At 63.4% G+C, this 18,285-nt stretch carries 16 protein-coding genes; 14 read left to right on the top strand and 2 right to left on the bottom strand.

All coding sequences use genetic code 11. The annotated features are described in order from the left end of the window. Window positions 1–41 precede the first annotated feature (41 nt). Window positions 42–1,286: an aminotransferase class V-fold PLP-dependent enzyme gene (locus tag ACESY8_RS13555; RefSeq protein ID WP_009257532.1), complete on the bottom strand. Its 1,245-nt coding sequence runs from the start codon at window positions 1,284–1,286 to the stop codon at window positions 42–44. 156 nt (window positions 1,287–1,442) lie between these two features. Between ACESY8_RS13555 and ACESY8_RS13550 the strand changes: the two genes are divergently transcribed. Beyond that, window positions 1,443–2,135: a Crp/Fnr family transcriptional regulator gene (locus ACESY8_RS13550; protein ID WP_009257533.1), complete on the top strand. Its 693-nt coding sequence runs from the start codon at window positions 1,443–1,445 to the stop codon at window positions 2,133–2,135. Here the strand turns inward: ACESY8_RS13550 and ACESY8_RS13545 are convergent. Next, entirely contained in the window at window positions 2,129–3,553 is a 1,425-nt protein-coding gene (locus tag ACESY8_RS13545) for a Na+/H+ antiporter NhaC family protein (RefSeq protein WP_007495713.1), read from the bottom strand. The genes ACESY8_RS13550 and ACESY8_RS13545 overlap by 7 nt on opposite strands. A 450-nt stretch (window positions 3,554–4,003) precedes the next feature. Here ACESY8_RS13545 and mraZ point away from each other — a divergent pair, with 450 nt between their 5' ends. From mraZ to ftsZ, 13 genes are all read left to right on the top strand, one after another. Continuing rightward, entirely contained in the window at window positions 4,004–4,420 is a 417-nt protein-coding gene (gene mraZ, locus ACESY8_RS13540) for a division/cell wall cluster transcriptional repressor MraZ (RefSeq protein ID WP_007495715.1), read from the top strand. A 1-nt stretch (window position 4,421) separates the two neighbouring features. Beyond that, entirely contained in the window at window positions 4,422–5,363 is a 942-nt protein-coding gene (rsmH, locus tag ACESY8_RS13535; protein ID WP_007495716.1) for a 16S rRNA (cytosine(1402)-N(4))-methyltransferase RsmH, read from the top strand. Between the two features lie 40 nt (window positions 5,364–5,403). Beyond that, complete coding sequence (locus ACESY8_RS13530) at window positions 5,404–5,958, top strand: hypothetical protein (protein ID WP_007495717.1); 555 nt, start codon at window positions 5,404–5,406, stop codon at window positions 5,956–5,958. Window positions 5,959–6,137: 179 nt separating this feature from the next. After that, window positions 6,138–8,561: a penicillin-binding transpeptidase domain-containing protein gene (locus ACESY8_RS13525; protein WP_007495718.1), complete on the top strand. Its 2,424-nt coding sequence runs from the start codon at window positions 6,138–6,140 to the stop codon at window positions 8,559–8,561. Between the two features lie 35 nt (window positions 8,562–8,596). Beyond that, the gene (locus tag ACESY8_RS13520) at window positions 8,597–10,033 is read left to right on the top strand and encodes a UDP-N-acetylmuramoyl-L-alanyl-D-glutamate--2,6-diaminopimelate ligase (protein WP_369847900.1); all 1,437 of its coding nucleotides are present in this window, start codon (window positions 8,597–8,599) and stop codon (window positions 10,031–10,033) included. 121 nt (window positions 10,034–10,154) lie between these two features. Further along, on the top strand, window positions 10,155–11,135 hold the full coding sequence (gene mraY / locus ACESY8_RS13515; RefSeq protein WP_007495720.1) for a phospho-N-acetylmuramoyl-pentapeptide-transferase: 981 nt from the start codon (window positions 10,155–10,157) through the stop codon (window positions 11,133–11,135). A gap of 88 nt (window positions 11,136–11,223) precedes the next feature. Continuing rightward, the gene (gene ftsW / locus ACESY8_RS13510; RefSeq protein WP_009257538.1) at window positions 11,224–12,372 is read left to right on the top strand and encodes a putative lipid II flippase FtsW; all 1,149 of its coding nucleotides are present in this window, start codon (window positions 11,224–11,226) and stop codon (window positions 12,370–12,372) included. 176 nt (window positions 12,373–12,548) lie between these two features. Continuing rightward, window positions 12,549–13,676, top strand: a complete 1,128-nt coding sequence (gene murG / locus ACESY8_RS13505; protein WP_009257539.1) for an undecaprenyldiphospho-muramoylpentapeptide beta-N-acetylglucosaminyltransferase — start codon at window positions 12,549–12,551, stop codon at window positions 13,674–13,676. Window positions 13,677–13,735: 59 nt separating this feature from the next. Next, window positions 13,736–14,983: a UDP-N-acetylglucosamine 1-carboxyvinyltransferase gene (gene murA / locus ACESY8_RS13500; protein ID WP_054339072.1), complete on the top strand. Its 1,248-nt coding sequence runs from the start codon at window positions 13,736–13,738 to the stop codon at window positions 14,981–14,983. 84 nt (window positions 14,984–15,067) lie between these two features. Further along, window positions 15,068–15,949: a cell division protein FtsQ/DivIB gene (locus ACESY8_RS13495; protein ID WP_044942788.1), complete on the top strand. Its 882-nt coding sequence runs from the start codon at window positions 15,068–15,070 to the stop codon at window positions 15,947–15,949. Then, window positions 15,927–16,682: a DUF881 domain-containing protein gene (locus tag ACESY8_RS13490; RefSeq protein ID WP_225123315.1), complete on the top strand. Its 756-nt coding sequence runs from the start codon at window positions 15,927–15,929 to the stop codon at window positions 16,680–16,682. Before ACESY8_RS13495 ends, ACESY8_RS13490 begins: the two co-directional genes overlap by 23 nt. Continuing rightward, window positions 16,682–17,068: a small basic family protein gene (locus tag ACESY8_RS13485; RefSeq protein WP_007495733.1), complete on the top strand. Its 387-nt coding sequence runs from the start codon at window positions 16,682–16,684 to the stop codon at window positions 17,066–17,068. The genes ACESY8_RS13490 and ACESY8_RS13485 overlap by 1 nt, the downstream gene beginning before the upstream one ends. A 61-nt stretch (window positions 17,069–17,129) precedes the next feature. Next, entirely contained in the window at window positions 17,130–18,230 is a 1,101-nt protein-coding gene (gene ftsZ, locus ACESY8_RS13480; protein ID WP_007495735.1) for a cell division protein FtsZ, read from the top strand. Window positions 18,231–18,285: the final 55 nt, after the last annotated feature.

Here is an 18,285-nt window from a genome sequence, read left to right as displayed (position 1 = left end):
GAACTTCCGCCGCCGGGCTCTGCTTTGCGGTGGGAGAGGGCTCAGGGGGCTTTGTAGTCGGGGGCGCGTCCGATCTCCTGGATGAGCTCCTTCATAGCCGCCGCCATGGCGTCGATGTCGGCGTGGTTGTTGAAGTACTGGCAGGAGATGCGGAAGCCGCCCACGTAGTCGGTGAAGCGCTGGGCAATAAAAATCTTGCGGGCGTGGAGCTGCTTGAGTACCCAGCGGTCCACATCCAGATCGTCATAGAGGCGGGCAATGACGATGCCGCCCCGCCGGCCCGGGTCGCGGTGGGTGATGATGGTGGCGCCGATGGCCTCCAATTGATCCATGCAGTAGGCGCTGAGCTCCCAGATGTGTTCCTGGATGTTCTCAATGCCGATCTCGTTGACCAGGCCCAGGCTCTCCCCCAGGGCAATGGCGCCGGTGTAGTTGGAGGTGCCGCCGATTTCGTACTTGCGGGCGGTCTCCGGGAAGGTCCAGTCGTGGACGGAGGGAGCGGCGGGATTCTCCCAGTAGGCGCCCCAGCCGCCTTCGGGAACGGTGGTGTTCAGGTAGCCGGCATAGCTCTGCTTGATCTTGGACAGGGAGTTCTTGTTGACATAGAGCACGCCGGTGCCGTAGGGGCTGTTCAGCCACTTGTGGCCGCCGGCCACCAGCAGATCAAAGTGGCACTCCTTGGTGTCAATCTTGGTGACGCCCAACTGCTGCACCGCGTCCACCACCAGGAAGATCCCCTTTTCCTGACAGAAATCGCCGATGGCCTTCATGTCGCTGGCCCAGCCGTTGCACCACTCCAGGGTGGACATGACGATGATGCGGGTCCTCTCATCGGCCAGGGCGGCGAAGTCGTCCACCGTGAAGCGGTTGTCCTTGGTCTTGCATACCCGGATCTCGATCTTCTTCTCCCGGCGCATCACACACCAGGGCAGGGCCACCTGAATGAACTCCAGATTGGTGGTGATGATGTTGTCGCCGTCGGCCAGCTCAATGCCGCGGGCGGCGATGTTCAGGCCGTGGGAGGTGCTCTCCACCAGGGCGATCTCCTCCGGGTCGGCGTTGAGCAGCTTGGCGGCTTCGTCGTATGCCTTGCCGCGCAGGGAGTCCATGGCGATGTGGTGGGCGCTGGAGTTCTCTTCCTCCTGGGTGGCGGTCATGTCGGCGAAGGCCTTCACCGCCCGCACCGTGCGCTGGGGGGCGAAGCTAACGCAGGCCGCGTCGAGAAAGACCATCTGCTCCAGAACGGGCCACTCCTGCTTGCGGATCGCTTCAAAATCGACGGACATAAGTACTACCTCCTATATTTTTGTGGGTGATGGCTGGGTTGTATTCCTCTGGTTTTCCTTCACTGGTGAAGCAACATCCCTCCAATCGACTGACTTTTTGAGATGAAACGCTATAATGGTAAAAAATTACCAATTATGGAGTTGGGAAAACAGATTATGACAGAGACCGGTATTCTGACGGATGCCTCACCCTGGATCAGCGTCGAGCCGGCGGCATGGCGCCCGCTGACCGAGGGGAGAACGCCGCGCCTGTTCCGAAAAAAGACCTTTCTCTACACTCAGGGGCAGCCGGCGGAGCATTTTTACATCATTCAGCGGGGGCGGGCCTGCATCTCTACCTCACGGGCGGACGGCCACGAGAAACAGCTCTACATCGCGGAGCGGGGCGCCCTGTGCGGGGAGAGCGCCTGTCTGCAGCGGCAGCCCCACGCGTCGGCGGCCCTGGCGATTGTGGACACCTGGGCCTATGCCGTCCCCCGGCTGGCCATGCTGGAGGCGCTGCGGGAGGACTGGGCGCTGAATCAGCGGTTCCTGGAGCTCTGCTTTCGGAAAAACACGGTGCTGCTCGGTCAGGTGCGGGAGCTCTCCTTTGATCAGGCGGAGCGGCGCATTGCCCGGACCCTCCTCAATCTGGCGGCCCAGTATGGGCGGCCCTGCCCGGAGGGGGTGCGCATCTCCATCCGCTTTACCCACCAGGATGTGGCCGGTATCATCAATACAAGCCGCATCACCACCAACAAGGTGATGAAGCGCATGGAGGAGGAGGGGATACTCCTCAAACGGGAGGGCCGCTATATCCTGCGGGCCCTTCCCGCCTTGGAGCGGCTGGCGCGGGGAGAGGGTCAGTAGCGCACAGCCCTTTCGCTCTCCCGGAAGGCGCGGCTGTCTGGCAGGAGGGTGCGCCCGTAGCCGGAGACGATGGCGAAGATAGTCATAACCAGCAAAAGAATGGGATAGAACTGGTGGGTGACGATCTCCAGTGTGGAGACGGGAACCGCGCCGGGCAGGTCGACGGCTGTCATCATGGCGGCGCACACCACCGGCACCATATAGGGCATCAGGTAGTTGAGGGTGCCGCCGGAGCAGATGAGGAGGTTGGCTGTGCGGTAGCCGTGGAGCTGATACTCCTCCCCCAGCCGCTTGGCCAGGGGGCCGGTGCCCACGATGGCCGCGGTGTTCAGGCCGGTGGCCACATTGAGCAGGATACAGATGGCGACGATGGCGCCCTCGGCGGAGCGGGGACCGACAATGAAGCGGTCCATGGACTGGATCATCATATCAATGCAGCCGCCCTTTTCCAGCAGGTGGATCTGGGCGAACAGCAGCATAACCAGCAGGATGGTGGGGACCGCGCCCTCGATGCCCTCCATGATGAGGCCGCCTGCGCTCAGGGGTTCCGGGACGGAAATGATGTCGCTGAAGGTGATGGTGCCGGTGACCAGTCCCAGGAGTACGCCGGTGACGATGCCATAGCTCAGCGCCTCCAGCAAGTGGCGCTGGAGCAGGCAGAAGACCACCACCACCACGGGCACCAGCAGGAACAGCAGGGCCGTAGGCCGGACCGCGGCGCTCTGGACGGCGGAGAGATCCGCGGCCTCACCGCGGGAGCCAAGCGCCAGATAGAGGATCAGCGTCAACGCCGCGGCCGGCAGGACATATTTCAGGCGGCTGCGGAAAACGCCGCCCAGGTCCACCTTCTGAGAGGAGGAGGCCGCAATCAGAGTGTCCGACACCGGGGAGACGTTGTCGCCGAAGGCCGCTCCCGATACGATCGCGCCGATCATCAGCGCCGGCGTGGCCCCAACCAGATAGCCGATGGGGTAAAGAATGGGGCCGACCACGAAGATGGTGCCCACCGAGGTCCCGGTGGAGAAGGCGATCAGGCAGGTGAGCAGAAAAGAGGCGGCCACGAACTTGTTGCCCAGGAAGTTGAGCTCAATGAGATAGTGGGCCAGGGTGTCCACCAGGCCGCTGGTCTCAATGAGCTGCCCGCAGATTCCGGCCAGCAGGACCGCCATGATCAGGATGCCCCCCACCTTGTTGGTGGCGCCCTCGATGATGGCCTCGCAGTAGGCCGTCTTGTCCTTGGCCAGGAACAGGCAGACGATCATGGGGAGGAGAAAGACCACCCAGTATTCCGGTACGTCCGCCTGCTTGACCGCGATGTAAATTAGCCCCACGATGGCCAGCAGGATGGGCGCGAAGGCCACCCACTTTCCGCCGTAGTAGGTGATGTGCGCTTCCGGTGCGGCTTGTGTTTGATCCATAGGTACCCCCTTTTCAGCACGGATGTGTTCAATTTTGTGGAACAGATATCTGTTGTGGTTAAAAGTATACCTGTATTTTCCATAAATACTATTAAATGCTTTACAAAAGAGGTGGTGTTTTTGGGGGAATATACCCGAATCCCGAACCGCGTGCGCGGCGGGACTGCACCGTTTTTTTGTTTACGTAATACCGCAAAATATAGGACTTTTTTGCCGCCAAACCGCAAGGGATGGCGGTTTTTTGATACCATTTGTAACGAAATGCAATCGAACATATGTTTTTAGTGCCGAAAAGCAGGGGTTTCAGTGGAAAAATCGGCATTTTTCCCGTTAAAAAAGAAGAAAAAACTGTTGCAATTCTGTAACAGAACATTTATACTAGAGAAGAAAGTGGGGCGAAGTGGAGCAAATCACCGCTCTTAAGCAGTAAAGTGGGGGGAAGTGAGCAGCATGACCGGCACCTATGAGCACAGCATTGATGCCAAGGGCCGTCTGTTCATTCCCGCAAAGCTCCGGGAGGAGCTGGGTGTCACCTTCTATCTGGCGATGGGTGTAGACGCCTGCCTGGCCATCTATCCCCAGTCTACCTGGGACCGGTTTACAGAAAAATTTTCCTCCCTGCCTATGAGTCAATCCAAGGCCATGCGCCCCCTATTCGCCAACGCGGCCAAGTGTGAACTGGACAGCCAGGGCCGCATCGTCATTCCCCAGAAGCTGCGCAGGTATGCCGGTCTGGACAAGGACGTGGTGATCCTGGGTGTCAACGACCGGGCGGAGATCTGGAGCGCGGACGCATGGCAGGCCCAGGAGGAGGAAGAGATGACGCCGGAGAAGATGTCGGCCTGTATGGAGGCGCTTGGATTCTGATATGAGTGAGCAGGTATTTTCCCACAAGCCGGTGCTGCTGGACGAGTGCATTGAGGCCCTGGCCATCCGGCCGGAGGGCGTGTATCTGGACGGCACTCTGGGCCGGGCGGGCCACAGCCGGGAGATTGTCCGGCGGCTGACCACCGGGCGGCTCATCTGCGTGGACCGGGATCAGGCGGCTCTGGACGCGGCGGAGGAGCGGCTGGCGCCGTGGCGGGAGCGGGTCACCCTGGTACACAGCAATTTCTGTGCGCTGGACGCCATCCTGGACGGGCTGGGCCTGGACGGGGTGGACGGCATGCTCTTTGATCTGGGGGTGTCCTCCCCCCAGTTGGACGACGCATCCCGGGGCTTTTCCTACAGGACGGACGCCCCCCTGGATATGCGCATGGATCAGACCGACACCCTGACGGCCCGGGCGGTGGTCAACGAGTGGCCCCAGGAGGAGCTGCGGCGCATCCTCTGGCAATATGGGGAGGAGCGGTACGCCCCCGCCGTCGCGGGAGCCATCGTCCGGGCCAGGGACAAGCGCCCCATTGAGACCACGCTGGAGCTGGTGGAGGTCGTCAAGGGGGCCATGCCCCCTGCGGCCCTGCGGGAGAAACAGCACCCGGCCAAGCGGACCTTCCAGGCCATCCGCATCGCCGTCAACGACGAGCTGGGCTCGGTGGACCGGATGGTGCGGGAGGCGGTGCCCCGGCTGAACCCCGGTGGGCGGCTGGCGGTGATCTCCTTCCACTCGCTGGAGGACCGTATCGTGAAAAATGCCCTGGCGGCTTTCGCCAAGGGGTGTACCTGTCCGCCGGATTTTCCCGTCTGTGTGTGCGGGAAGAAGCCCCAGGTGAAGCTGGTCAACAAAAAGCCCATTGTCTCCGGAGCGGCAGAGCTGGAGGAGAACCCCCGGGCCCGCAGCGCCAAGCTCCGGGTAGCGGAAAAACGGTAGGAGCACCGAATTTACCAAAGAGATTGGAGTGGACGGACTCATGGCAACTGCCGTCAAGCGCAGAAGCAGATACACGAATTACAGCCGCGTACCCTATGACGCGTATGATGGCTCCGCGGCGCGGCAGCTCCAGCGGGAGGAGGTTCTTCGGCCCAGGCCCATGGTTCGGCCGCGGGAGCGGGCGGTGGTCCGGCCCCGGGTGCGGGTACGGGAGGCGGGACTGGTCTCCCCCTTCGCTGTGGTGGGATTTCTGGCGGTGGGCGTGTTTGCCGTGCTGCTGCTGTTCAGCTATGTGCAGTTGACCACCATCTCCCAGCAGGTGGTGGAGCTGCGCAGTGAGATGACTGCTCTCCAGTCGGAGGAGGCCAAGCTGCGCACCGCGTATGAGCTGTCTTATGATCTGAGCAGCATTGAGGAGACCATGACAGCCAGTGGTGCCATGGTTCGGCCGCAGAACGGGCAGGTGGTGTATGTGGACCTGTCCGAGCCGGACACCGTGACCTTTTTCAACCAGGACGAGGCGGTCGCCGGACTGGACGGCATGTTTGAGAGTGTAAAGTCCATTGCCTCCGAGATTGTGGCATATTTCCAGTGAGTACGGCCATATAGTGATCTGCAGACCCCAGAGAAACAGACGGGCTGCCCCGGGCGGCCCTTGAAGAGAACGAGCAGAGAGGGCGTAAGAAAAGCAATTTTCTTACGCCCTCCTGCGATATATCACCCAATCCCGCGGGAGAGCGGCAGACGAGATTTCTTGAGTGAGGTGAGCCAGCCATGGCAGACAGAAAGAGAAAGCGTATGGTCCAGCAGCAGCCGGACCGGCGGGCGAACCGCACCATTTTGGTGCGCACCCTGTTCCTGCTGACACTGTTCGGCGTGGCGGCGTTCGTGCCGCTGCTGGTCCGGCTCTGGCAGATCCAGATCCGCGACTACGACAAATACCAGGGAATGGCGGTGGAGCAGCAGACCGCCGACAGCACGGTGGAGGCCAACCGGGGCACCATCTACGACCGAAGCGGGGAGACTCTGGCCATGAGCGCCACGGTCTACAACATCCAGCTCTCCCCCAAAGAGATCCTGGCCTGCCAGGAGGCGTATCGAGAGAAGGCGGCGAACGCAGCAGAGAATGGGAAGACACTGGACTACCCGGAGCCCACCAACGAGTTCATTGCCTCCAACCTGGCCCAAATCCTGGATCTGGACGAGGCGGACATCCTCAAGCGCCTGGCCAAGACCAGCTCCATGTATGAGATGATCAAATGGCGGGTGGAGGACGACGAGCGGGACGCGGTGATCTCCTTCATCAACGAAAACCATATCACCGGCATTTACACCCCGCCCACCACCAAGCGCTACTATCCCAAAAACAGCCTGGCGGCCCAGGTGATCGGCTGGGTGAATTACAGCGAAGGACGGGGCGCCTATGGAGTTGAGGCTCAGTACGACGAGGCTCTCTCGGGCGAGACGGGGCGGATCGTCACCGCCAAAAACGGCGACGGCACACAGATGCTCTACCGCTATGAGGACTACTACGACGCCACTGACGGCGACAATCTGACCCTGACCCTGGACAGCGCTATCCAGTCCTACTGTGAGAGCATCCTGAAAAAGGGCATCGAGCAGTTCGAGGTGCAGGACGGCGGCTTCTGCATCGCCATGGACCCCAATACGGGCGAAATTCTGGCCTGGGCCAACTCCCCCACCTACGATCTGAACAACCCCAGGGTGGTGAGCGATCCGGTGCTCAACCAGTATCTGGCGGACATCGAGAGCGGGGCGTACACCAAGGAGGAGGCCTACCAGAAGGCACTGGCAGAGGGGGCTTCCAGCGAGGAGGCCCGCGACAAGGCCATTTCTGCGGCAGAGACCGAAGTGCTTTACACCCAGTGGACCAACAAGGCAATCACCAGTACCTATGAGCCCGGCTCCACGTTCAAGTCCATCGTCCTGGCCGCCGCCCTGGAGGAGGGCGTGGTCACCGAGAACAGCCACTTCTACTGCCCCGGCTACATCATGGTAGAGGGCTGGTCCAGGCCCATCAGTTGCTCCAAGAAGGCGCCGGGCCACGGGGACCAGGATCTGGCCCTGGCGGTGGCGAACTCCTGCAACCCGGCCTTCGTCAAGATCGGCCAGGCTCTGGGAGCGGAGAAGTTCTATGACTATCTGGAGGGCTTCGGCTTCCTGGAGAAAACCGGCATAGACATGCAGGGCGAGATGGACACCAGTTCCCTGATCTGGCCCCGGGAGGACTTCAACACCGTCCAGTTGGCCACCGCATCCTTCGGCCAGCGGTTCCAGGTGACCCCCATTCAGCTCATCACAGCGGCCTCCGCCGTCATCAACGGCGGCCACCTGATGCAGCCCTATGTGGTCAGCCAGGTGACCGACGGCGAGGGCAATGTGCTCCAGCACAATGAGCCCAACGAGGTGCGACAGGTGGTCAGCGCGCAGACCAGTGAGCGCTGCCGTGCGATCCTGGAGAAGGTGGTGGACGGCGGCACCGGCAAGAATGCCCGGGTGGAGGGCTACCGCATCGGCGGCAAGACCGGCTCCTCCGAGACGCTGGAGACCGACCATACCATCGTTTCCTTCCTGGGCTTCGCCCCAGCGGATGACCCGCAGGTGATTATTCTGCTGGCCTACGACAACCCCAAGCCCGCCTTCCCCGGCTCCAATACCACCGCCGGCGGCTGGTATATCAGCGGCGGCAATATGGCGGCCCTGATGGCCGGAGAGCTGCTGGAGGATATTCTGGGCCACCTGGGCGTGGAGAAAACCTATACCGCCAACGCCGACGTGCTGGTGCCCAACCTGTCCGGGCTGAATCTGGCGGACGCCACCTCCGCCCTCCAGAAGAACAGCCTGACCCTGCGCACCGTGGGCGACGGCGGTACCGTCACCGGACAGATCCCGGCGGCGGGGGCATCCATCCCCGGCGGAAGCCAGGTGGTGCTCTACATGGGCGAGGCGGTGCCCACCGACCAGGTGCAGGTGCCCAGCGTCATCGGCCTTACCGCCGAGCAGGCCAGGCAGAAGCTGGCTGATGCGGGTCTCTACATGCGGGCCACCGGAGCCACCGAGTACGGCTCTCACGTGGTGGCCTATGAACAGTCCACCGCCGCGGGCGCCTCGGTCAACCGGGGTACCACCATTGAGGTACGCTTTACCGACAGCACGGCCAGCGGCGCGGGCCTGTAAAAACGGGCCGACAACACGGGAAACGGGGTGAGGGCATGAAGCTGAATGAGCTGTTGGACGGCGTGGCGCTGGCCGCGCGGCATGTCCAGGACGTGGAATGTTCAGGAATCTGCTGCGACACCCGAGACATGACCCCCGGCTGCCTCTTTGTGGCGCTTCCGGGGTACAAGACCGATGGACACCGGTACATCCGGCAGGCCCTGGAACGGGGAGCGGCGGCGGTGCTCTGCCAGCGCCCCCCGGAGGGGGAGGGCCCCTGGCTGGTGACGGAGGACACCCGGGCCGCCCTGGCCATCGCCTCAGCCAACTGGTTCGGCCATCCGGCCCGGGAACTGACCCTGCTGGCGGTCACCGGGACCAACGGAAAGACCACCACCACCTATCTGCTCAAGGCCATGCTGGAGGGGTGCCTCCACACAAAGGTGGGGCTGATCGGCACCAACCAGAACCTGATCGGGGAGGAGAGCCTGCCCGCCCACCGCACCACGCCGGAGTCCTACGAGGTGCAGGAGCTGCTGCGGGAGATGGCGGATGCGGGGTGTACCCACGTGGTGATGGAGGCATCCTCCCACGCCCTGGTGCTCCATCGCCTGGACGGCATCCCCTTCCGGGCGGGTATCTTCACCAATCTGACCCAGGACCACCTGGACTTCCACGGTACCATGGAGGCCTACCGGGACGCCAAGGGGCTGCTGTTCCGCCAGTGCGCCGCTGCGGTGCTCAACCTGGACGACGAGGCGGGCCGGTACTATGCCGAAACGGTGCCGGTTCCGACCTTTACTTACTCGGAGTGCCGGGACGAGGCGGATCTCACGGCCAAGAACCTCCGCCTGTTCCCTCAGCGGGTAGAGTTTGAGGCGGTGACCAGGGACGCCATTTCCCGGGTAAGGCTGCCTATACCCGGAGGCTTTACCATCTACAACGCTCTGGGTGTGCTGGCCTGCGGGCTGGTGCTGGGCCTGCCGCTGGACGGCTGTGTCGCCGCACTGGGGGCGGCCCGGGGGGTGAAGGGCCGCATCGAGGTGGTGCCCACCCCCACGGACTACACGGTGCTCATCGACTACGCCCACACCCCTGACGCCCTGGAAAACATCCTCACTACCGTGCGGGACTTCACGCCGGGGCGGGTGATCTGCCTGTTCGGCTGCGGGGGCGACCGGGACCGCACCAAGCGGCCCCGTATGGGGGCTGTCGCCGGGGCTCTGGCCGACGTGGCGGTAGTCACCTCAGACAATCCCCGTACTGAGGTGCCCATGGACATTATCAACGACATTCTGCCCGGCCTGGAGGGGGCTCCGGCGGAGGTCGTGGTGGAGCCCGACCGTCGCGCCGCCATCCGGCGGGCCCTCTCGCTGGCCCGGGCGGGGGACACGGTGGTGCTGGCCGGTAAGGGCCACGAGACCTATCAGGAGGTGGACGGCGTGGAGTACCACCTGGACGAGCGGGAGGAAATCGCCGCCTATTTCGCCTGAGAGGCGAGGAAGTTTGTTGCTTTTTCGAGTGGAAACCATGCCGGGATTGTGATAAAATATCGAACCGGCTCACATGGGCCGCAATTTGGAATGTTGAGAGGCTTTGGAGGTTGCAAAAGAGATGTTAAGGATTGTAATCAGCTTTGTGGTGGCCTTTGCGGCGGCTGCCCTGGGCGGGAAGGGGCTCATCCCCCTGCTGCGGCGCATGAAGGCCGGGCAGTCCATCAAGGAGATCGGCCCCACCTGGCACATGTCGAAGCAGGGGACGCCCACCATGGGAGGGCTGATGTTCATCATCGGCTCCGCTGCGGCGGTTCTGCTGCTGGGGTGGCCGGACTTTGCCGCAGGGCGCTTCGGCGGCGGCTTTGTGCTCCTGTTCGCCCTGGTGTTCGGCGTGATCGGCTATATTGACGACTATGTGAAGGTGAAAAAGCACCAGAACACTGGCCTGACCGCACCGCAGAAGTTTCTGCTCCAGTTGGCGGCGGCCATCGTGTTCACGGTGCTGATGCGCAACCACCACTATCTGACTCCCGACCTTTACATCCCCTTTGTGAACGTGACCCTGTCCCTCCCCTGGCCCGTTTATATGGTGTTCGCCGCCTTCGTCATGGTGGGCACCGTGAACGCCGTCAATATCACCGACGGCATCGACGGCCTGGCCACCGGCGTCACCATGCCCGTGATGCTCTTTTTCACCGCCGTGGCCTGCTTCTGGGGGCAACTGGAGCTGGGGATCTTCTCCGCCGGGCTGTTCGGCGGGCTGTGCGGATTCCTGATCTATAACTTCCACCCCGCCAAGGTCTTTATGGGCGACACTGGCTCTCTCTTTCTGGGGGGAGCGGTGTGCGGACTGGCCTTCGCCCTGGATATTCCCCTGGTGCTCATCCTGGTGGGCATCATCTACATCCTGGAGACCCTGTCCGACATTCTCCAGGTGGGCTACTTCAAGCTGACCCACGGCAAGCGGATCTTTCGCATGGCGCCCCTGCACCACCACCTGGAGCTGGGCGGCTGGAGCGAGGTGAAGCTGTTCTGTGTGTTCTCCGGCGTGACCCTGCTGGCCTGTGTGCTGGCCTTCCTTGGAGTCATGGGCCGGTAATCCACCCTGAGTTGAGAGAAAGGAGGGGAGCCCCCTGGCAAAACGCAAGCGCGACCTGACCATTGAGGAGCAACTGGCCCGGGGACCCATGGACCTGCCCTTCCTGATGCTGGTGCTCCTGCTCACCGGCATCGGCGTGATCATGGTGTTTTCCGCCTCCTACGCCACGGCGTACTTGCAGGAGGACAAAAGCCCCACCTTCTACTTCTTCCGCCAAGCCCTCTTTGCCGCGGCTGGCCTGACCGTGATGTATATCACCTCGAAGATCAACTACCAGACCTTCCGCTGGCTGTCGGTCTTCGCCCTTGGGCTGGCTGTCCTGCTGCTCATCGCGGTGCTCATCCCCGGCATCCACACCAGCCGTTCCGACGGCGTGAAGCGGTGGATCGCCGTACCGGGCATCGGAACCTTCCAGCCGTCGGAGATCGCCAAGGTGGCCGTCATCATGTACTTTTCCGCCCGGCTGTCCAAGCGGAACACGGAGAAGCCGCGCCGCCTCTCCCCCCGCAGCCCGCTCAGCGGTGTGGTGGGCTTCCTGGACCGCATCGGCTTTCTGGAACTGGTGCCCTATGGACTCATCCTGCTGCTGATTGTGGGCCTGATGATGCTGGAGCCCCACATGTCGGGTACAATCCTGATTCTGGCCGGCGCGGCGGCGGTGCTTTTTGCCGCCGGCATCAAGCTCTACTGGTTTGCCGGCGGCGGCGCGGCCTTGATGGGGCTGGTGGTGCTCATGATGAGCGGCTACCAGTCCACCCGCATCCTGGTGTGGCAGGATCCCTGGGCTTATCCCCGGGACGGCGGCTATCAGATTATCCAGTCCCTCTACGCCATCGGCTCCGGCGGACTGCTGGGCCTGGGCCTGGGCAAGAGCCGGCAGAAGTTCCTCTACCTGCCCGAGCCGGAGAACGACTTCATCTTTGCCATCGTGTGCGAGGAGCTGGGCCTGATCGGGGCCGGAATCGTCCTCATTCTCTTTGCCCTGCTGGTCATGCGGGGCTACTGGATTGCCATCCACGCCAGAGACCGCTTCGGCGCCCTTCTGGTGGTGGGTATCACCACCCTGACCGCAGTACAGGTGTTCCTGAACATCTCCGTGGTCACCAACCTGATCCCTACCACCGGCATCTCCCTGCCGTTTTTCAGTTACGGGGGTACGGCGCTGATGATCCAACTGGCGGAGATGGGCATCATCCTTTCCGTTTCCCGGCAGATCCCGGCGCCGAGACAGGAGTAAAAAGGTCCAGGGAGGACGCTGTTCCCCTGCGCGGCCAGGGACAGTGGTGTGCTCCGCAGGCGCATGTCCTGCTGCGCACATCCTCTGAATTTCTTTCACCCTATGGCGGGTGAAGCTTTTTGAGGCCGCAGGGGCGACCAGCGGCCGCCCTACATTACGAGGAGGAGAAAAAAGGAATGAGAGTCCTCTTTACCTGCGGGGGAACGGCGGGCCATGTCAATCCCGCCGTGGCCCTGGCCCAGATGTTCCAGACCCGCAACTCCGGCTGTGAGGTGCTGTTCGTGGGCGCCGACGGCGGCATGGAGACCCGGCTGGTGCCCAAGGAGGGGTACCCCATTGAGACGGTGACCATCACCAACTTCCGGCGGTCCCTCTCTCCGGCCTCCATCGGCCACAACGTCAGAACCCTGCTGAACATGAACAAGTCCAGGAAGCAGGCCAACGCCATCCTGGACCGCTTTCAGCCTGACCTGGTGGTGGGCACCGGCGGCTATGCCTCCTTCCCGGTGGTGAAGGCCGCCGCGAAGCGGGGGATTCCCACCGCCGTTCACGAGTCCAACGCCGTCCCCGGCCTGACCACCAAGACCCTGTCCAAGGTGGTGGACGTGGTGATGGTGGGCTTTGAGGAGAGCCGAAGCCACTACGACGACCCCGGAAAGGTGGTGGTCACCGGCACGCCGGTGCGTACCGACTTCTTCCGCTATACCCGGAAGGAGGCGCGGGCGGAGCTGGGCCTCACCGATGACCGGCCCCTGGTGCTCTCTGTGTGGGGCAGCCTGGGGGCGGAGGTGATGAACTGCCAGATGGCGGAGTGCATTGCCCTGGAGTGCCGGGACGGCGCCCCCTTCCACCACATCCACGGCGCGGGCCGGGACTACCGGGCGGTGCTGGACGCCCTCCAGGGCAGCGGCCTGGCGGACCACCCGGAGGTGGATGTGCGGGAGTATATCTACGACATGCCCCTGGTGATGGCAGCCGCTGATCTGGTGCTGTGCCGGGCGGGGGCGTCCACCATCGCGGAGATTGCCGCCATCGCCAAGCCGGCGGTGCTGGTGCCCTCCCCCAACGTGGTGGCCGACCACCAGACCAAGAATGCCAGGGTGCTGGCCAACGCCGGCGGCGCGGTACTGCTGCCGGAGGGGGAGTCCTCTGGAGAGAAGCTGTACGCGCTTATGACCGGGCTGCTCTCCGACGCCCCCCGGCGGGAGGCCATGAGCCGTGCCCTGCGGGACATGGCGGTGCCAGACGCGGCGGAACAAATCTACCAGACTCTGGTCCGTTTGATGGAAAAACGGGCCAACTGAACCAGCCGTCCTCCCTCCGCATAGGATAGCGTACCAAACGACTTGCGGAGGCTGGATCTATGAGTGCTTACATCATCGAGGGGGGACACCCCCTGGACGGCTCTGTGCGGATACACGGGGCAAAAAACAGCGTACTGCCCATTCTGGCGGCCTGCCTTCTGGCCCCGGGCGAGTGCGTCATCCACAACTGCCCGGAGCTGTCCGACGTGGCGGCCTCCCTGGACATCCTCCGGCACCTGGGCTGCCGGGCGGAGCGGCAGGGGGACGCCGTGGTGGTGGACGCCTCCGCCCCCACGGGCTGGGACGTGCCCGACGCGCTGATGCGGGAGATGCGCTCCTCCGTCATCTTCCTGGGGGCCATCCTGGGCCGCATGGGACGGGCCGAGCTGTGCGCCCCCGGCGGGTGTGAGCTGGGGCCCCGGCCCATCGACCTCCACCTGGGGGCCATCCGGGGCCTGGGCGGCCGCATCACCGAGGACGGCGGCGGCCTGCGGGCTGAGGGAGCCCTGCGGGGGGCGGACCTCGTGCTCTCCCTGCCCAGCGTGGGGGCCACGGAGAACGCCATGCTGGCGGCGGTGTGCGCCGCCGGCACCACCACCATCACCAACGCCGCCCGGGAGCCGGAGATCGTGGATCTCCAGGGCTTTCTGCGGGCTATAGGGGCGAAGGTGCACGGGGCGGGCAGCTCGGTGATCACGGTGGAGGGCGGCGTCCCCCTCCACGGCGGCAACTATGCCGTCATGGGCGACCGCATCGTAGCGGCTACCTACCTGGCTGCGGCGGCCTCCGCCGGCGGCACGGTGGAAGTGACGGGGGTGGACTACCGCCACCTGTCCACAGTGAGCGCCGTGCTGCGGGAGGCGGGGTGCGACGTGCAGAGCGGGGCGGAGTCCATCCGCCTGCGCCGGGACGGCCCCCTCCAGGGGGTGCGGCCGGTGCGCACGGCCCCCTACCCCGGCTTCCCTACCGACGCCCAGGCGCCGCTCATGGCCGCCCTGACCCGGGGGAAGGGCTGCACCGTCTTTGTGGAGAACATTTTCGAGAGCCGCTACCGCCACGTGGATGAGCTCTCCCGCATGGGGGCGGACATCCGGGTGGAGGGCCGTGTGGCGGTGGTGTACGGCGTGCCGCGGCTCCACGGGGCCCAGGTGCGGGCCACGGATCTCCGGGGCGGAGCGGCGCTGGCGGTGGCCGCCCTGGGAGCGGAGGGACGCAGCGAGCTTACCGGTGTGCACCACATCGACCGGGGCTACCAGTCCCTGGAGGGAGATCTCAGCCGCCTGGGCGCAGAGATCCGGCGGATTTAAGGGTTTTCTTAGGATACGTTCACAAATCCGCAACCTTTCTGTGGGATACTGACAGAAACCAGAACAGACAGGAGAGCAGTTGGAATGGCGGCGAGAAGGAACAGACGGGGACGGCGGCGGAATCGGGGGCGCTTCAGCGCGCTCTATAAGCTGCTGTCCGTTCTGATCATCTTCGCCGCCATTTTGATGGGCTGTGTGGTATTCTTTCGGGTGAATACCGTGGAGATCACGGGGGACTCCCCCTATACGGAGGAGGAGATCCGCCGGGTATCCGGCGTGGAGCAGGGGGACAACCTGTTTACCCTCAACAAATACCAGATCAGCAGCCGTATTTACACCCAGCTTCCCTATATCGGTACCGTGAATTTTGAGCGGAAATACCCCGATACCTTTGTCATCCACGTGACGGCCAGCGTTCCGGTGGCGTGGATTGAAAGCGGCGGCAGCCGCTGGCTGATGGACACCGACTGCAAGCTGCTGGAGAGCGGCGGAGCGTCCTTAACGGAGGGTAAAGCCCAGGTGCGGGGGCTGGAGGCAGTCAATCCCTCGGTGGGCAGCGTTCTGACCGTGCCGCCGGAGCAGCAGGACAAGCTGGACCAGCTCAAGGGCTTCCTGGCGGCCATACAGGCCCGGCAGATGACGGGCAGCCTCACCAGCTTCCTGGATCTCACCTCCAACAATGAAATCCGCTTCGGCTATGGGGCGAACCTGACCGTTCTGTTCCCAATGAACGGAGATTTTACGCAGAAGACCTATTATCTACAGCAGACCCTCTGGACCATGGATGAGAAGGGAATTCCGCGAACCGGCACGTTGGACTTGACCTACGACAACCAGGAGGGACATCTGCTGCCGAAGCGGTGGCTGCCGGAGGCATCCGCTGCGCCGGAGCTCAGCCCGCCGCCCGCGGCGGAGGCCGGAACACAAGGAGAGAACGATGCCAATGAGAAGACAGATGCAGAATAAGGGGGAGCTGGCCGTCATGGTGGTATGCGTGGTGGTGGGCTTCCTGCTGGCGGCCCAACTGCGCAGCGTCAAGCTGGCGGGGGCGGCCGACGCCACCAACGCCAGCCGCCTGGAAACCCTTCAGAACCTCTACAACGAGGTGGTGGATCAGAAGGACGGCCTGGCTGACCAGGTGAAGCAGCTCCAGGGTGAGCTGGAGCTCTACCGGGAGCAGGCCGCCTCCGGCGAGGCGGGCAGCCAGGCCCTCAAGGCCGAGCTGGAGCAACTGGAGATCACCGCCGGACTCACCGATGTGGAGGGCCCCGGCGTCACCATCATCCTGGAGGACTCCAGTCAGGCTAACGTTACCGGAAACGAGGCCGACTACCTCATCCACGACAACGACCTGCTCTCCGTCATCAATGAGCTGCGTTCCGCCGGGGCGGAGGCCATCTCCCTCAACGGAGAGCGTATTCTGGCCACCAGCGAGGTGCGCTGCACTGGCGCGGTGGTAACGGTGAACGGGCGGCGGTACGCCGCGCCCTACGTGGTCTTTGCCATCGGCGATCCGGACACCCTCTACAGTGCGCTGACCATGCGCAACGGCGTAGTGGACGTGCTCAGCCAGTGGGGCATCACCGTGAAGGTCACTGCCAGCGACCAACTGCTCATTCCGAAATACAACGGCACCGTGGAGTACCAGTACGCCAAGCCCATCCCGGCGGATGAGGGCGGAGAGGAGGCGGTGGGCTGATGCTGGAACTGATCGGACTGGTGGCCGGCCTGCTCATCGGCGCCTTTTTCCCCTGGACCATCCCGGCCCAGTGGTCCCTCTATGTGGCCGCAGGGCTGCTGGCCGCCCTGGACTCCGCTTTGGGCGGCTTCCGGGCCCGGGTTAAGGGGGAGTTCAAACTGGGGGTGTTCCTCTCCGGCACCATCGGAAACGCGGCTATCGCGGTGTTCCTCACCTGGCTGGGCCAGAAGCTGGGACTGCCCCTCTACCTGGCCGCCGTGCTGGTGTTCGGCACCCGGATGTTCCAAAACTTTGCGGAAATCCGGCGGGAGCTATTGACCTCCAAGCAAAAGAGAGCTAAAATAAGTCAAGATATAGTTAGAGACGGGGAGGACGGCACAAAATAAGTCCTTTTTCGGCCTTACCCGCGCAGTTACAACGAATTCGGTTCACATAGGAGGAGCAGTTATGGCGTTTGGACTGGATACCGGTCCCGATAATGTCGTTACCATCAAGGTCATCGGCGTCGGCGGCGGCGGCAACAACGTAGTCAACCGGATGGTGAAATCCGGCACCAAGGGTGTGGATTTTATCGCGGTCAACACGGACAAGCAGGCGCTTGCCATTTCCAGCGCGACGTTTAAGATTCAGATCGGTGAGAAGCTCACCGGCGGGCAGGGCGCGGGCAGCGACCCCGAAGTGGGGCGCAAGTCCGCTGAGGAGAGCCGTTCCGCTGTGTCCAAGGCCCTGGAGGACGCGGACATGGTGTTCATCACCGCCGGTATGGGCGGCGGCACCGGTACCGGCGCGGCCCCCATCGTGGCCGACATCGCCAAGGAGATGGGCATCCTCACCGTTGGCGTGGTCACCAAGCCCTTTAACTTCGAGGGACGCCGCCGTATGATGCAGGCCGAGAAGGGCATCGAGGAACTCCGAACCCGGGTGGACTCCCTGGTGATCATCCCCAATGAGCGGCTGAAGTTTGCCACCGATCAGAAGATCACCTTTGCCAATGCTTTCGAGATCGCCGACGACGTGCTCCGCCAGGCGGTGCAGTCTATCTCCGATCTGATCAAGAATACCGGCTTCATCAATCTGGACTTTGCAGACGTCACCGCCGTCATGCAGAACGCAGGCATGGCCCACATGGGCGTTGGCCGCGCCGGCGGCAAGAACAAGGCCGAGGATGCCGCCAAGATGGCCATCTCCAGCCCCCTGCTGGAGACCTCCATCAACGGCGCCAAGGGCGTGCTGGTCAACGTCACCGGCTCCATGGACATCGGTCTGGAGGAAGTGGAGATCGCGGCCAACCTGGTGCAGCAGGCCGCCCACCCCGACGCACTTATTATCTTCGGCGCCGCTTTCGACGACACTCTGGAGGACGAGATCCGCGTCACCGTCATCGCCACCGGCTTTGAGGAGGTGGAGGGAGCTATGCCCAACAAGCCCTTCAGCGCCGCTGCGGAGAAGAAGGCCGAGGCCCAGCCTCAGGCTCCGGCGGCCCCCGCCGCCCCTGCGGAGGAGGATCCCTTCGAGGACATCTTCAAGATTTTTAACCGGGGTAAGTAAACATTTATTACAAAAGCGGCCCGGGCCATGTGGCCCAGGCCGCTTTTCCCCCTTT

The organism is Clostridium sp. ATCC BAA-442 (genome assembly GCF_964239415.1).
In the GTDB taxonomy this organism is placed as follows: domain Bacteria; phylum Bacillota; class Clostridia; order Oscillospirales; family Oscillospiraceae; genus Flavonifractor; species Flavonifractor plautii.
The sequence above is the reverse complement of the archived record's forward strand: the minus strand, read 5'-3'. Positions and strand labels throughout refer to the sequence as shown.